Below are 15,021 nucleotides of genomic sequence, written 5' to 3'. Positions count from 1 at the left end.
TCAGCCGCCCGTGCGGGGCGCCGGGTGAAGCAGCAGGTCCACCGCCCGCACCACGCAGCGGGAACCCGCACCGGCCCCCGAGCGCACCCGCGCACCGGCGGCCTCCGCCAGCACCGCGGGCAGGCCGGGCACCTCGCGCGCCGCCGCCCCGGTCTGCAGCACCGACAGGTCGGCGGGCGCGTGGGCGACCACGACGAGCAGCGTCTCCGGCCGCGGCGCACCCGCGGGCACGTCCGCGGGCCAGGAGAAGCGGACACCGTCCGGGGCGCCGAAGACGTGCCCGTCCCCGAAGCGGCCCGCGGCCTCCAGCGGGCGGCCGTCCGGCAGGTCGTTCGACACGAGCGAGACCCGGCCGCTGACGCCGACGTCGAGGAGCCAGGCGAACACCCGGGCGCGGGCGAGGTTGCGGACCGACACCAGCAGCCGCTCCCCCGCGTGCAGGACGCCCGGCGGCCCGCCCGCGCCGTCGGCGGGGGATCCCGCCCCCCGCGCGGCGACCTGCACGGCGACCTCCACGGCGAGGTCGCCCGGTGCGTCGTCGTCGAGCCGGCGGAAGCGCTCGGCGGTGGCCAGCAGCTCCAGCAGGTCCACGGCCCGTGCCGCCCCGGCCGCCGTGGCGGGCAGGGCCGTGGTGCGGGCGGGCGTGCCGGCGGGGTCGAGGACGGCCAGGCCCTGCGGGACGTCCGCCACGCGCAGCGCACCCGCGCCCGCCCCCGCACCCGCGGTGGCGACGGCCAGCCACGGGGAGGCCGCCACCCGCTCCCGCACCTCCTCCCCGGGCGTGCCCGCCACCTCCACCACCACCGGGTGCCGCCGCGAGCCCACCGGCACCGCCACCACGCCGTCCGCCGCTGCGGGCCCGTCCGCCGCCACCGCGCCCCGCACGTCCTCCAGCAGCACGTCCGCCCCGTCGGCCGCACCCACCCGGGCCTCCCCCACGACACGCCCGTCCGGCGCCACCAGCCGCAGCAGGTCCCCGGCGCCCAGGCCGAGCAGCGCCCCCGCCTCCACGCGCCAGCCCGGCCCGTCCCCCCGCACCGGCAGCCCGTCCGGCACCGCGGGCTCCTCCACCGAGAACGGCAGCCGCCCCGCCGGGCCCTCCACCCCCGGGCGCTGCACCGCGTCCCGCGCCCGCAGCAGCTCCCGCACCCGCCGCAGCACCACCCGCCACGGCACCGGCCGCGACGCCGTACCCGCCAGGACGGTGAGCAGCGCGTCGGTGAACACCCCGCCGACCCCGCCGCGGGCGGTGGGCCCCTCGTAGGCGCTGCGGTCCAGCTCGCTGGCCACGAGCCGCACCGCCAGGGGGTTCGCCTCCGCACCCGGCGCGTCCCGCGCCTCCAGCTCCGCCAGCCGCACCACGGCACCCGCCAGCGGCACCCGCGGTGTCGTGGCGCGCAGCCGCAGCGCCGGGTCGCGGGCCATCGCCCCCGCGTGGCAGCAGTCCAGCACCGTCGTCACGTTCGGCGTCAGCGCCGTCAGGCGCCGCTGCACGTCCGACAGCTCCGCCGCCAGCAGCCCCCGGAAGTCCGCCTCCGTCGAGGCGGCCAGGTCCACCGGCACCAGGTACTGCACGTACGCGCTGCGCCCCGCCGCCCGCCGGGCCGCGGCCCCCGGCAGCAGGTCCCGGGCGCCGTGCCCGGACCAGTACACGACGACGGCGTCACCGGGACCGGTGCGGGCCACCAGCTCCTCCAGGGCCGCCAGCAGGCCGGCGCGGGTGGCGTCCCCACCCGTGCAGCGGCGCACGTCCCCGAACCCCGCCCCCGCCAGGTGCTCCGCCACGGCGTCGACGTCGGCGTGCACCCCGCGCAGGCCGAACGTCTGCGCGCCGAGCAGCAGCGCGCGCCGGGTCCCGCTCACGCCGGCGCGCCCAGGTGCACGAACGGGGCCCAGGAGTACGGGTGGTCCGCACCGCCGCCACCGCCCGGCGGCACGAGCGGATCGGCGTCCCGCGCCCCCGGCGCCGCCCGCGGCCCGCCCCGGCGCGCGCGCAGCTCCTCGTACGCGGCGGTGCGCCCGGCGTCGTCGAGGTCGCGCACCGCCAGCGCCGCCCCCCGCAGCGCGGCCGCCACCGGCACCCCCGCGGCGAGCCGCTCGTACAGGCCCGTCATCACCAGGCACCCCGCGAGGTCGTCCACCGGCCACAGCGAGACCACCACGTGCCGCGCGCCGGCCGCCAGCGCCGCCCGCGCCACGCCCACCACGTCCCCGCCCGCGGTGGCGCGGCCCTGCCCGCTGCGGCAGGCGGCGAGCACCACGAGGTCCGCGTCCAGCCCCAGCTCCACCACCTCGCCCAGGCCCAGGGCGTCGTCGCCGGCCAGGGCCAGCCGCGACAGGTGGGGGGCGCGCTCGTCGAGCAGGCCGTGGGTCGCCAGGTGCCACACGCGGCGGCCCGGGGCGAGCGCCCGCACCCGCGCCGCCGTGGCGTCCGGGCCCAGCAGCGGGTCGGCGCAGCCCAGCAGGGCGGCGACCGCGCGGGCCTCCACCCCGGTGCCCGGCAGCCGGGCCAGGTCCGCGTAGGCCGGGTCGCCCACGACGAGCGCGCCGCCGTCCAGCCGCGGTGGCGCGGTGGCGCCCGGCACGGTCAGCAGCCCCGCGCTGGGCAGCAGCGACACCGGCCGCTCGTCCACCAGGCGCGCACCGGCCCGGGGCAGCAGGTGCCACGGCAGCTGCCCGAGCACGCCGTGCGGGACGACGGCGAGGGCACCCGTGGCGTCCAGCTCCGCCGCGGCGGGCTCCAGCAGCACCTCCGCCAGCCGCCGCAGCACCTCCTGCGCCTGGTCCGCCGAGGGCCGGGACAGCGTGCGCCGGGCGGTGAGCACGGCCCGGGACAGCTCCGCCGTGGGCACCGGCCGCCGCCAGTGCCGCACCCCGTCCCCGGTCACCGCGAACACCACCAGCTCGTCGTCGTAGGCGTGCGGCAGCAGGAGCAGCGCCCCCGCGGGCAGGTGCGCGCGCACCCGCTCCACGTCCAGGCGGGGCCGGGGCTCGTCCCGCAGCACGCCCGGGGCGGCCCGGCGCAGGGCGTCCTCCGCCGCGGCCAGCACCTCCTCCGCGGCGTCGACGGCGGCCCGCGGGTCGCCCCGCGTCCCCGCCCGGGCGCCCCCCTGCATCCCCGCCTGCGCGGCGCGCCCGAGCCCGGCCACGACCTCGCGACCCGCGCGCTCCACCGCCGCCGCCCACGCCGCCCCCGCGGCCAGCCACCCCCCGAGGGCCCGGCGGGCGGCGGGGTCGGACTCCGCGCGCACGACCTCCTCGGCCAGGTGCAGGAGCCCGGCGCGGGCGGCGTCGGCGGCGGCCAGGGCACGGGCCAGCGCGGTGGCCGCCCGCGCCCCGTCGCCGGCGGCGGCCGCGTCCTCGGCCAGGACGCACCAGGCCACCACCTCCGTGAGGTAGGCGCCGGCGACGAGCGGGTCGTCGGCGGCCTCCGTGCGCACCACGTCGCGCCCGAGCCGCGCCTGCCAGGTCTCGAAGGAGGCCGTCGCCCGGCCGGCCAGCTCCGCGGCCTCCCCCGGCACACCCAGGGCCAGGACCAGCGCGGCGTGCAGCGCCGGGGCCTCCCACGGCTGCCCCTCGTCCGGGGGCAGGGCGCCCCCCAGCCGGTCCCAGGCCCGCAGCGCCGCCCCCGTGTCGCGCACCTGCAGCGCCAGGGCCAGGGCCGCACCGGCGGGCAGCGTTCCCGCCGCCCCGGCCGCCTCGGCCCGCGCCTCCTCCGCGCGGCCCAGCGCCAGCAGCGCCCCGACGCGCGCCAGCGCCGCCCCCGCGCCCGGCTCCGCCAGCACCAGCTCCAGGTCGCGGCGGCCCTCCTCCAGCCCCGCCCGCCACGCCTCCACCCCCCGGTACCAGCGGACGAACACGGGCAGGGCGTCCGCCGCGTGCTCCAGCGGGACCACGACCTGCGCCAGCATCCCCGCCGCACCCCCGAGGTCCTGCCCCGGGGCCGCCGCCCACCCGCGCAGGGCGGCCGCCGCGCCCCGCAGCACCGACTCGCAGGCCTGCAGCAGCTCCGGGTCCCGGCGCCGGTGGGCGGCCGAGACCGCGGCGGTGGCCAGCTCGCCCACCGCCGGGACGTCGTCGAGGTCCAGCGGTCCCGGCCCGGCGAGGCGCTCCGCCGCGAGGCCCAGCGAGCGCAGCGCGGTCAGCAGCGGGTACGTCCCGCCGGCGAAGAACCCCGCGAGGGCCTCGCGGACCAGCCGCTGCTCCGGCCCGGCGCCCACCCCCCGCGCGAGCTCGTCCGCCAGCAGCAGCGCCCGCCGCGCCGCGTCGAGGGCGCCCGTCCCGCGCAGCCGCGCGGCGGCCTCCGCGAGGACGCGGCACAGCCCGCGCGCGAAGGCGGTGCTGCCCGGGCCCCGCGCCCACCGCACGAGGGCGTCGGCGACGGCCGGCGCGCCGCCCGCGCTCCCGTCCGCGCCGCGCGCCACCGTCCCGTGCGCGCCGCACAGCACCGTCTCGTGCGCGCCGCGCAGCACCAGCAGGACCGAGGCGTGCGCGTGCAGGGCGCCCGCGCCCGCGCGCTCCGCCAGCCGGGCGGCCTCCGCCGCGGCCCCCGTCCCCGTGTCCTCCTCGAGCGCCGCCTCCCGCAGCCGGCACACCGCCGCCGCCGAGGCGGTGCCCGCCGTGGCCGCCGCCGCCCGCCAGTGCCCCACCGCGTCGGTCGCACCGCCCGGTGCCCGCGCGGCGTGGTCCCCGCGCAGCAGCAGGCACTGGGCGCGCAGCCAGCGGTCCGCACCGGCCTCGAGGCGCCCCAGCGCCGCGGCGGCCTCCTCCCTGCGGCCCGCGCGGGAGAGCAGGTCGGCGTGGCAGGCGGCGTGGTGGGCCACGGCCTGCGCCGCCCCCGGGACCGCGCCGAGCCCGGACAGCGCCCGGCCTGCGGCGGCGGAGGACTCCAGCACCGCCGCGACCGCCTCCCGCGGCTCCGGTCCGCCCGCCCGCACGATCGAGGAGGCGTGGTCCAGCACGGCACGCGCCGACAGCAGGGTCGGCAGCAGCCCGGCGGCGAGGAGGACGACGAGGCGCTCGGCGGGGTCGGCGGGCGGCTCCGGCGCGGGCAGGGGAACCCACCCCGCCTCGAGCGGGTCCGCGCCGGTGTCGGGTGGGAACCAGTTGTGCTCCAGGACGTCCGCCGCGACGGCCAGCGCCCGGGCGACGGCCGGGCCGGTCCCGCCGGGCAGGTCCGCCAGCGCGTCCCGGGCCGCCTTCGGCTCACCCGCCAGCAGCGCGGCGGCCGCCCGCACGAGGGGCCGCTCGGCCACGGGCACCTCGCAGGCCGGGGCGTCGAGCGAGCGCAGGACGTCCGCGGGGTCGGCGCGGTGCTGCCCGTGCAGGAGCAGCACCGCGAGGAGCGGCGCGCAGGTGAGGGCCACGGCGGCCTCCTTCCGCAGGAGGCGAGCCTGCCGCCCACAGGCCGCGGTGGGCAAGATCCACGCCGGACAGCCGTGTGCCCGGGAACCGCGGGTGCGGTTCCCGGGCACAGGTGCCGGTGGGGCACCGGGCGGGCGCCCGGTGGGAGGTGCTCAGCAGCGGGGGTACAGCCCGTCCTCGCGGTACTCCGGGGTGTCCGGCCACAGGGCCGCCTCGGCGCCCTCGCCGGGGTAGAAGACGACGACACCGCCCTGGAAGGCCTGCACCAGCGCGCCGGGGCCGAGGTCCAGCGCCGGGTCCTCGTACTCGCCGGTGACGGGGAAACCGAGGCAGCCGCCCTCCCAGCCCTCCCGGGCCCACGCGTCGCGGATCGCGCCGAGCACGACCTGGGCGCCGCTGTCGGGGCTCCAGTAGATCGAGCCGCCCTGGAAGACGGTGTAGGCGCCGCGCCCGTTCGGCGTGCGGACCTCGTCGGTCACGGGGAAGCCGAGGCGGCCGCCCTCCCAGCCGGTGCCGGCCCAGCGGCTGCGGATCGCGCCGCGCACGGTGTGGGCGCCGGTCGTGGCGGACCAGTAGACCGAGCCGCCCTGGAACGCGTTGTAGGCACCGCGGCCGTTCGGCGTGCGGGTCTCGTTGGTCAGGGGGAACCCGAGCGGGCCGTTCTCCCAGCCCTGCGCGGCCCAGTTCGAGCGGATGGCGCCGTGGACCTCCCACGAGCCGGTGGCCGGGGACCAGTAGATGGCGCCGCGCTCGAAGGTCACGTACGCGCCGCGCCCGTTCGGGGTGCGGATCTCGCCGCTGGTCGGCTGGCCGAGGAGACCGCGTGCGCCCCCGAGGGCCTCGTAGCGCACGCCGATGTCACCGCCCACACGCGGGTCGGCCCCGGCCGGGGCGGCGGTGGCCACGGCGGCGACGGCGGCGACGACGGCGGCGGCGCGGGTCTTCCAGGAAGTCATGGCCCCGAGCGTAGGTGAGCAACGTTCTCACCCTGCGGGGCGCGGGCGTGGACGGCGGCGACCCGGGCGGCAGGACCACCCGGTGGGCGCAACGCCGTCACAGCCGGCTCCGGGGTGTTCACGGCCCCACCGGGTCCGCCGCCGGGGTCCTGTCGGTGCCGTGTGGTCGGGTGTGCACCGCGCCGCCCCACGGTCGCGCGGTGGGGAAGCCTGCGCGGCCGTGGGGGGCGACCAGCGCTCAGCCCTGCGGGTGGTCCCCCGTGGTGCCGTCGAGGAGCTCGCGCAGCACGTCGGCGTGGCCGGCGTGCCGGGCGGTCTCCTCCAGCATGTGCACCAGCACCCAGCGCAGCGACACCGGCGCCCCGTGCCAGGCGGTGCCGGTGTCCGCGAGGTCCAGCTCCGCCACGGCCGCGTCGGCCGCGGCGCGGGCGCGGGCGTAGTACGCCAGGACGTCCTCGGTGCTCTCCCCCGGCTCCACCCGCCAGTCGGCGTCGGGGTCGGACTCCTCGAACCGCACCTCCTGCGAGGGCCGGCCGAACGTGGTGCAGAACCAGCCGTACTCCACCGACGCGAGGTGTTTCACCAGGCCGAGCAGGGACGTGCCCGAGGGTGTCAGCGCCCGGCGCAGCTGCTCGTCGTCCAGGCCCTGCAGCTTCCAGACGACCACGTCGCGGTGGCTGTCGAGGGCGGCATGCAGGGTCTCCTTCTCCCCGGCCGCGTACGGGACCCGTGGTGTCATGCGGCGACGCTACGCCCCGGACAGGACACCGGGGACGGCACGCGCCCCCCTTGCGCTCCGCGCCCCCTGCGCCCAGGCCCTCGCCCGCCCAGGCCCTCGCCCGCCCAGGCCCTCGCCCCGCCCCGCCCGCCCATCTCCAGGTTTGGGTGACGCGCGAGCGCCTCCCTGTCGCCCGAACCCGGAGATGGGCGGGGAAGGAGGGGACGATCCGCGCCCGAACCCGGAGATGGGCGAGGAGGGAGGGGGTGATCCGCACCCAAACCTGGAGATGGGCGAGGCAGGACGCGAGGCAGGCCGCGCGCGGCGTCAGCCCGCGGCGACGCGCTCCAGCACCAGCTCCCGCACGCGCGCGGCGTCGGCCTGCCCGCGCATCTCCTTCATCACCGCGCCGATCAGCGCACCCGCCGCCTGCACCTTGCCGGCGCGGATCTTCTCCGCGACACCGGGGTTCGCGGCGATCGCGGCGTCCACCGCCGCGGTGAGCGCCGAGTCGTCCGACACCACCGCCAGCCCGCGCTGCTGCACGACCTCGGACGGGGAGCCCTCCCCGGCGAGCACACCCTCCAGCGCGGTGCGCGCCAGGCGGTCCGTCAGGGTGCCCGCGTCCACGAGGGCCTGCAGCTCCGCGACGTGCTGCGGGGTGACCGCGGAGGAGGCCAGGTCGATGCCCTCGGCGTTGGCGCGCCGGGCGATCTCCCCCGTCCACCACTTGCGCGCCGCCGCCGGGGAGCAGCCCGCCGCGACGGTGGCCTCCACGAGGTCCAGCGCCCCGGCGTTGACGACGTCGCGCAGCTCCAGGTCCGAGAAACCCCACCCGGCCTGCAGCCTGCGCCGCCGGGCGGCGGGGGGTTCCGGCAGCGTCGCGCGCAGCTCCTCCACCCACGCCGGGTCCGGCGCGATCGGCACCAGGTCCGGCTCGGGGAAGTAGCGGTAGTCCTCCGCGTCGGACTTCTCCCGCCCCGGCGTGGTCAGGCCGGTGTCCTCGTGCCAGTGCCGCGTCTCCTGCACCACGCGCTGCCCGGCGCTGAGCAGCGCCGCGTGCCGGCCGATCTCGTAGCGCACCGCGCGCTCCACCGACCGCAGGGAGTTCACGTTCTTCGTCTCCGAGCGCGTGCCCAGCGGCGCGTCGGGGGATTCGCGCAGCGACAGGTTCACGTCGCAGCGCATGGAGCCCTGCTCCATCTTCACGTCCGAGACGTCGAGGCTGCGCAGCAGGTCCCGCAGCGTCGCGACGTACGCGCGCGCCACCTCCGGCGCCCGCCGCCCCGCACCGGTCAGCGGCCTGGTGACGATCTCGATGAGGGGGATGCCGGCGCGGTTGTAGTCCACGAGGGAGTACTCCGCGCCGTGGATGCGGCCGGTGGAGCCGCCCACGTGGGAGGACTTGCCGGTGTCCTCCTCCATGTGGGCGCGCTCGATCTGCACGCGGTAGGTGAACGCCTCCCCGGTGCCGTCCTCCGACGCCGGGACGTCCACGTCCAGCCAGCCGTCGAACGCGATGGGCTCGTCGTACTGGGAGGTCTGGAAGTTCTTCGGCATGTCCGGGTAGAAGTAGTTCTTCCGCGCGAACCGGCACTCGGCGGCGATCGTGCAGTTCAGCGCCAGGCCGATGCGGATCGCGGACTCCAGCGCCGTGGCGTTCAGCACCGGCAGGGAACCGGGCAGGCCCAGGCTCACCGGGTCCACCTGGGTGTTCGGCTCCGCGCCGAACGCCGTGGGCGCACCGGAGAACATCTTCGTCACCGTCGACAGCTCGACGTGGACCTCCAGGCCCATCACCGGGTCGAACCGGGCGACGGCCTCGTCGAAGGGGACGGTCTGTGCGCTCATGCGCGTGCCTCCACCGCGAGCTCGGGGATTCTCGACAGCAGCGGGGCGCCCCAGCGCTGCACCAGCAGCGCCTCCAGGGCGGCACCCACCCGGTACAGGCGGGCGTCCTCGCGGGCCGGGGCGAGGACCTGCAGGCCCACCGGCAGCCCGTCCGCCTCCGCCAGGCCCACGGGCAGGGACATCCCGGGGATCCCGGCGAGGTTCGCGGGGATGGTCGCGACGTCCCCGGCGTACATGGCCAGGGGGTCGTCCAGCTTCTCCCCCAGCCGGTAGGCGGTCGTGGGGGCCGTCGGCGAGACCAGCACGTCGACCTGCGCGAACGCGGCGTCGAAGTCGCGCTGCACCAGCGTGCGGACCTTCTGCGCGCTGCCGTAGTAGGCGTCGTAGTACCCGGCGGAGAGGGCGTAGGTGCCGAGGATGACGCGGCGCTTGACCTCCTCGCCGAAACCGGCGGCGCGGGTGGCGGCCATGACCTGCTCGGCGGTGACGCCGTCGCCGTCGGGCACCACCCGCAGGCCGTAGCGCATCCCGTCGTAGCGGGCGAGGTTGCTGCTCGCCTCGCTCGGCATGATCAGGTAGTAGGCGGGCAGCGCGTGCACGACGTTGGGGCAGCTCACCTCCACGACGTCCGCGCCCGCGGCGGTCAGCAGCTCCACGGCCTCCTCGAAGCGGGCGCGGACCCCGGGCTGGTAGCCCTCCCCGCCCAGCTCCCGCACGACGCCGACCCGCACGCCGGCCAGGCCGCCCGAGGCGCCCTCGCGGGCGGCGGCCACCAGCGCCGGCACGTCGTCCGGCAGGGAGGTGGAGTCCAGCGGGTCGTGCCCGGCCATGACCTCGTGCAGCAGCGCCGTGTCCAGCACGGTGCGCCCGCACGGACCGGCCTGGTCGAGGCTGGAGGCCATCGCGACGAGCCCGTAGCGCGACACCCCGCCGTAGGTGGGCTTGACGCCCACGGTGCCGGTGACGGCGGCGGGCTGGCGGATCGAGCCGCCGGTGTCGGAGCCCACCGTCAGGGGCACCTCGAAGGCCGCCAGGGCCGCGGCCGAGCCGCCGCCGGAGCCGCCCGGGATGCGGGTGAGGTCCCACGGGTTGCGGGTGGGGCCGAACGCGGAGTGCTCCGTGGTCGAGCCCATCGCGAACTCGTCCATGTTCGTCTTGCCGACGACCACCAGGCCGGCCGCGCGCAGCCGCCGCACCACGGTGGCGTCGTACGGGGGCACCCACCCCTCGAGGATCCGCGAGCCGCACGTGGTGGGCATGCCGACCGTGGTCAGCACGTCCTTCACGCCGATCGGCACCCCGGCCAGCGCGCCGAGCTCCTCGCCCCGGGCGCGCCGGGAGTCCACGTCGGCGGCGGCGGCGAGGGCCTGGTCGGCCGCGACGTGCAGGAACGCGTGGACACCGGCCTGCGCGTCGCCGTCGACGGCGGCGATGCGGTCCAGGTGGGCCCGGGTGGCCTCGGCGGAGGAGACCTCACCGGAGCGCAGCGCCCCCGCGAGGCGGGCGGCGTCCCAGCGGGTGAGGTCGCCGTCGTCCGTGGCCGCGCTCACGCGTCCTCCCCGAGGATCATCGGCACCCGGAACCGGCCGTCCTCGACCTCCGGGGCGGCGGCGAGGGCGTCCTGCGCGTCCAGGACCTCGGCGACGACGTCGGGTCGGGTGACGTTGCGCAGGGGCAGCGGGTGGGACGTGGCGGGCACGTCGTCCCCGACGACGGCGGCGACCTGCTTCACGGCCTCGAGGACCGCGTCGAGCTGACCGGCCATGCGGTCCAGCTCGTCGTCGGTCATGTCGATGCGCGCAAGTCGCGCCAGGTGCGCGACCTCGGGGCGGGAGATGACGGACACGGGGATCGAGTCTAGGCGGACGCCCCCGCGCGGTGACGGCACGGCTCCCCGCACCGGCGGCGGCCCCTCACACCAGCAGCTGCGTGGCCGCCAGCTCCCGGTAGAGCGGGGAGGTCTCCAGCAGCTGCGCGTGCGTGCCCGCCGCCACGACCCGCCCGGCGTCCACCACGACGATCTGGTCGGAGTCGACGACGGTGGAGAGCCGGTGCGCCACCACCAGCAGCGTCCGCTGCTCCGCCGCGGCGTCCAGCGCGTCGCGCAGCAGCGCCTCGTTGCGGGCGTCCAGGCTGGCGGTGGGCTCGTCCAGCAGGAGCAGCTCCGCCCCGGCCAGCAGCGAGCGCGCGATGGCCAGGCGCTGGCGCTGCCCGCCGGAGAGCAGCACCCCGCCCTCGCCGACCTCGGCGTCCAGGCCCGCCTCGCCGCGGGTCGCCAGCTCCGTCAGGCCCACCGCCGCCAGCACCCGCAGCACGTCCTGCTCCGAGGCCTGCGGCGCGGCCAGCAGCAGGTTCGAGCGCAGCGTGCCCGCCAGCACCGGGGCGTCCTGCTCGACGTAGCCCAGGCGGGCGCGCAGCTGCGGCAGCGGCAGGTCCCGCAGGTCCACCCCGTCCAGGCGCACCGCGCCGGAGTCGGGGTCGGCGAAGCGCTCCACCAGGGTCAGCACCGTGGACTTGCCCGCCCCGGAGGGACCGACCAGCGCGGTGCGGGTGCCGCGCGGCACGGCGAAGCTCACCCCGTCCAGGGCGCGCTCCCCACCGGGGTAGGTGAAGACGACGTCGTCGAGCTCCAGGGCCGGCACGCCGGGGCCCTGCCGTCGCGGGCCGGGCACGGGGCGGGGCTCCTCGCGCTCCACCTGCGTGCGCAGCACCTCGTCGATGCGGGTGAGGGCCGCGATGCCGGACTGCAGCACCGTCCACACCCCGAACAGCTGCCCCAGCGGGAAGATCAGGGTGAACAGCAGCAGCACGAACGTCACGAGGTCCGCCACGCTGGTCGAGCCGGCCGCCACGCGCGCCCCGCCGACCCCGAGGACGGCGATGAACGCGCCCTGGAAGGCGATCCCCATGAGCGGGGAGACGGCGGCGCGCACCCGGGCCGCGTGCACGGAGGCGTCCCGCGCCTCGGCCGCCGCCCGCACCACCTGCGCCAGCTCCCGGTCGGTGGCACCGCTGGCGCGGATCGTGCGCAGCGCCGAGAGCACCCGGGAGACCGCGGCGGTCATCGCGCCGACCCGCTCCCGGCCCACCAGCTCCACCGCCGAGAGGCTGCGCACGGCGACGAGGGAGATGCCGATGCCCAGCACCACCGCGGTGAGGGTCACGCCGAGCAGGACGGGGTCGAGCAGGCCCATCAGGACCAGGGCGCCCAGCGCGGTGAGCACCACGCCGACGACGTCGAACAACCCGGAGGTGACGACCGCGGACAGGGCGAGGGTGTCGCCGCCGACGCGGGAGAGCAGGTCCCCGGAGACGCGCCGGTCCCGCTCGGCCACCGTGATGCGCAGCAGGTGGGCGACGAGGTCGCGGCGCACGGCCAGCACGACGCCCGCCCCCGCGCGCTCCAGCAGGAACTGGGTGACGCCGTTCGCGACCGCCGCGGCGAGCACGACCACGACGAGCACGAGGACCGGGCCCGTGAGGGGCACACCGGTGCGCACGGCGTCGACGACGCGCCCCACGAGCAGCGGCTGCAGCAGCGTGGTGGCCGCGGCGGCGAGGGAGACCAGGACGGCCGCCACGAGCGAGGAGCGGTGCTCGCGCAGGTAGGGGGCCAGCAGGCGCGCGGCGGCGCGCACGGGCAGCGGGCGCGGCTCGGGCGCCGCGCCGGGGCCGGTCCTGTGGTCGGGACCGGTCGCCCGGTCGGGGCCGGTCCTGTGGTCGGGACCGGTCGTCCGGTCGGGGCCGGTCCTCTGGTCGGGGTGGGTCTGTCGGGTCGCGGCGGCGTCGTCCACGGGGGGAACTCTGCGCCGCCGCCACCCGCCGCCGCGTCCGCCGGTCGTCTCGGGCCTGCCGCCGCCGGCGGGACTCACCCCTCGGGCCCGGCGCGCTCCGCCGGCGCGGCCGCCGGGTCCTCCGCGGCACCCCCGTCCGCGCCGTCCCCCGCGCCCTCCCCCTCGGTGCCGCCGTCCGCGCCGTCGGGGGCCGCCCGCTCCACCATGTCCACCACGGCGTCCGGCCCGCCCTCCAGCAGCGCGCGGAAACCGTCCTCGGCGAGCACCGGCACGCCGAGCTGCAGGGCCTTGTCGTACTTGCTGCCGGGCGCGTCGCCCACCACGACGAAGGAGGTCTTCTTCGACACGCTGCCCGAGGCCTTCCCGCCCCGGGCGAGGACCGCCTCCTTCGCCTCGTCCCGGCTGAACCCCTGCAGGGAGCCGGTCACCACGACCGTGAGGCCCTCCAGCGTGCGCGGGACCGACTCGTCGCGCTCGTCCTCGGCGCGCACCCCGGCCGCGCGCCACTTGTCCAGCACCGCGACGTGCCAGTCCACGGAGAGCCAGTCGCGCAGCGCCTCGGCGATGACCGGGCCGACGCCCTCCACGGCCGCCAGCTCCTCCGTGCCGGCCGCGCGGATCGCGTCGAGGCTGCCGAAGTGCCCGGCCAGCGCCCGGGCCGCGGTCGGGCCGACGTGCCGGATCGACAGCGCCACCAGCACCCGCCACAGCGGCTGCTCCCTGGCCCTGTGCAGGTTCGCCAGCAGCCGGCGGCCGTTGGCGGACAGGCTGCCGTTCTTGTTCGTGAACAGCGGCACCCGCAGCAGGTCGTCCTCGGTGAGGTCGAACAGGTCCCCCTCGTCGGTCAGGACCCCGGCCCGCAGCAGGGCGGTGGCCGCCTCGTAGCCGAGGGCCTCCACGTCGAACGCGCCCCGGCCCGCGACGTGGAACACCCGCTCCCGCAGCTGCGCGGGGCAGCTGCGGGCGTTGGGGCAGCGGATGTCGACGTCGCTCTCCTTCTCCGGCCGCAGCTCGGCGGAGCACTCGGGGCAGTGCGTCGGCATGACGAACTCCCGCTCGCTGCCGTCGCGCCGCTCCACCAGCGGGCCGAGCACCTCGGGGATGACGTCGCCCGCCTTGCGGATGACGACGGTGTCGCCGATGAGGACGCCCTTGCGCCTGACCTCCGAGGCGTTGTGCAGCGTCGCCAGGCTCACCGTCGAGCCCGCCACCAGCACCGGCTCCATGAACGCGAACGGCGTCACCCGGCCCGTGCGGCCGACGTTGACCCGGATGTCGCGCAGCCGCGTCATCGCCTCCTCGGGCGGGTACTTGTAGGCGATGGCCCAGCGGGGGGCGCGGCTGGTGGAGCCGAGGCGGCGCTGCAGCGCGATCTCGTCGACCTTGACGACCACGCCGTCGATCTCGTGCTCGACGTCGTGGCGGTGCTCGCCGTAGTGGCGGACGTACCCGAGGACCCCGTCGAGGTCCTCGTGCACCTGCGCGCGGGCGGGGACCGGCAGCCCCCAGGCGCGCATCGCCCCGTACGCCGCGGACTGGGTGGCGGGCTCGAAGCCCTCGCGCGCGCCGACGCCGTGCACGAGGACCCGCAGCGGGCGGGTGGCGGTGACACGGGGGTCCTTCTGCCGCAGCGAGCCGGCCGCGGCGTTGCGCGGGTTGGCGAACGGCGCCCTCCCGGCCGCGACGAGGCCGGCGTTGAGCTCCTCGAACGCCCCGACCTCGAAGAACACCTCCCCGCGGACCTCCAGCACGGCGGGGACGTCCTGCCCCGTCAGGCGCTCGGGGACGTCGGAGATGGTGCGGACGTTGAACGTCACGTCCTCGCCGGTGCGCCCGTCGCCGCGGGTGGCGGCCAGCACCAGGCGGCCGTCCTCGTAGAGCAGGTTGATCGCCAGGCCGTCGATCTTGGGCTCGCAGAGCAGGTGGGCGCCCTCGCCGGCGTCGCGCACCACGCGCTGGTGCCACAGCTGGAGCTCCTCGGTGGAGAAGGCGTTGTCCAGGCTGAGCATCCGCTGGCGGTGGTCGACGGCGCGGAACTCCGTGGAGAAGGTGCCGCCCACCGTCTGCGTCGGGGAGTCGGGGGTGCGCAGGGCCGGGTGCTCGTCCTCCAGCGCGCGCAGCTCGCGTTCCAGCGCGTCGTAGTCGCCGTCCGACATGACCGGCGCGTCGCGCAGGTAGTAGGCGAAGCGGGCGGCGTTGACGCGCTCCACCAGGTCCTGCCACCGGTGCCGGGCCGCGTCGGGGACGGGCGCCGTCCCCGTGCCCCGCCCGGCCTGCACCTCGACGGACGCCTCGACGTCTGCCTCGACGTCCGCCTCGACGTCCGCACGGTCGACCT

9 protein-coding genes are annotated in these 15,021 nt (G+C 78.1%); all 9 read right to left on the bottom strand.

Annotated elements, in window-relative coordinates; genetic code table 11:
* The 9 genes from ACYQBY_RS05975 to ligA all read right to left on the bottom strand — a co-directional run bounded on the left by ACYQBY_RS05975 (window position 1) and on the right by ligA (window position 14,962).
* Window positions 1-1,863, bottom strand: coding sequence for a caspase family protein (locus tag ACYQBY_RS05975; protein ID WP_459642905.1), 1,863 nt, complete (start codon window positions 1,861-1,863; stop codon window positions 1-3).
* A complete protein-coding gene (locus tag ACYQBY_RS05970; RefSeq protein WP_459642904.1) occupies window positions 1,860-5,366 on the bottom strand; it encodes a CHAT domain-containing protein in 3,507 nt (1,168 codons plus the stop codon). The genes ACYQBY_RS05975 and ACYQBY_RS05970 overlap by 4 nt, the downstream gene beginning before the upstream one ends.
* A gap of 150 nt (window positions 5,367-5,516) precedes the next feature.
* Window positions 5,517-6,320, bottom strand: a complete 804-nt coding sequence (locus tag ACYQBY_RS05965; RefSeq protein ID WP_459642903.1) for an LGFP repeat-containing protein — start codon at window positions 6,318-6,320, stop codon at window positions 5,517-5,519.
* A 238-nt stretch (window positions 6,321-6,558) separates the two neighbouring features.
* Window positions 6,559-7,059: a DinB family protein gene (locus tag ACYQBY_RS05960; protein ID WP_459642902.1), complete on the bottom strand. Its 501-nt coding sequence runs from the start codon at window positions 7,057-7,059 to the stop codon at window positions 6,559-6,561.
* A 306-nt stretch (window positions 7,060-7,365) separates the two neighbouring features.
* Window positions 7,366-8,889, bottom strand: coding sequence for an Asp-tRNA(Asn)/Glu-tRNA(Gln) amidotransferase subunit GatB (gene gatB, locus ACYQBY_RS05955; protein ID WP_459642901.1), 1,524 nt, complete (start codon window positions 8,887-8,889; stop codon window positions 7,366-7,368).
* Window positions 8,886-10,439 carry an Asp-tRNA(Asn)/Glu-tRNA(Gln) amidotransferase subunit GatA gene (gene gatA, locus ACYQBY_RS05950; protein ID WP_459642900.1) on the bottom strand — a complete coding sequence of 518 codons (1,554 nt, stop codon included), beginning with the start codon at window positions 10,437-10,439 and terminating at the stop codon, window positions 8,886-8,888. The genes gatB and gatA overlap by 4 nt, the downstream gene beginning before the upstream one ends.
* Entirely contained in the window at window positions 10,436-10,735 is a 300-nt protein-coding gene (gatC, locus tag ACYQBY_RS05945; RefSeq protein WP_459642899.1) for an Asp-tRNA(Asn)/Glu-tRNA(Gln) amidotransferase subunit GatC, read from the bottom strand. Before gatC ends, gatA begins: the two co-directional genes overlap by 4 nt.
* 67 nt (window positions 10,736-10,802) lie before the next feature.
* The gene (locus ACYQBY_RS05940; protein ID WP_459642898.1) at window positions 10,803-12,683 is read right to left on the bottom strand and encodes an ABC transporter ATP-binding protein; all 1,881 of its coding nucleotides are present in this window, start codon (window positions 12,681-12,683) and stop codon (window positions 10,803-10,805) included.
* Between the two features lie 74 nt (window positions 12,684-12,757).
* Window positions 12,758-14,962, bottom strand: coding sequence for an NAD-dependent DNA ligase LigA (gene ligA / locus ACYQBY_RS05935; protein ID WP_459643124.1), 2,205 nt, complete (start codon window positions 14,960-14,962; stop codon window positions 12,758-12,760).
* Window positions 14,963-15,021 lie beyond the last annotated feature (59 nt).

Source organism: Kineococcus anabasis, assembly GCF_054590795.1.
This window is presented reverse-complemented; position numbering and strand designations above follow the sequence as displayed.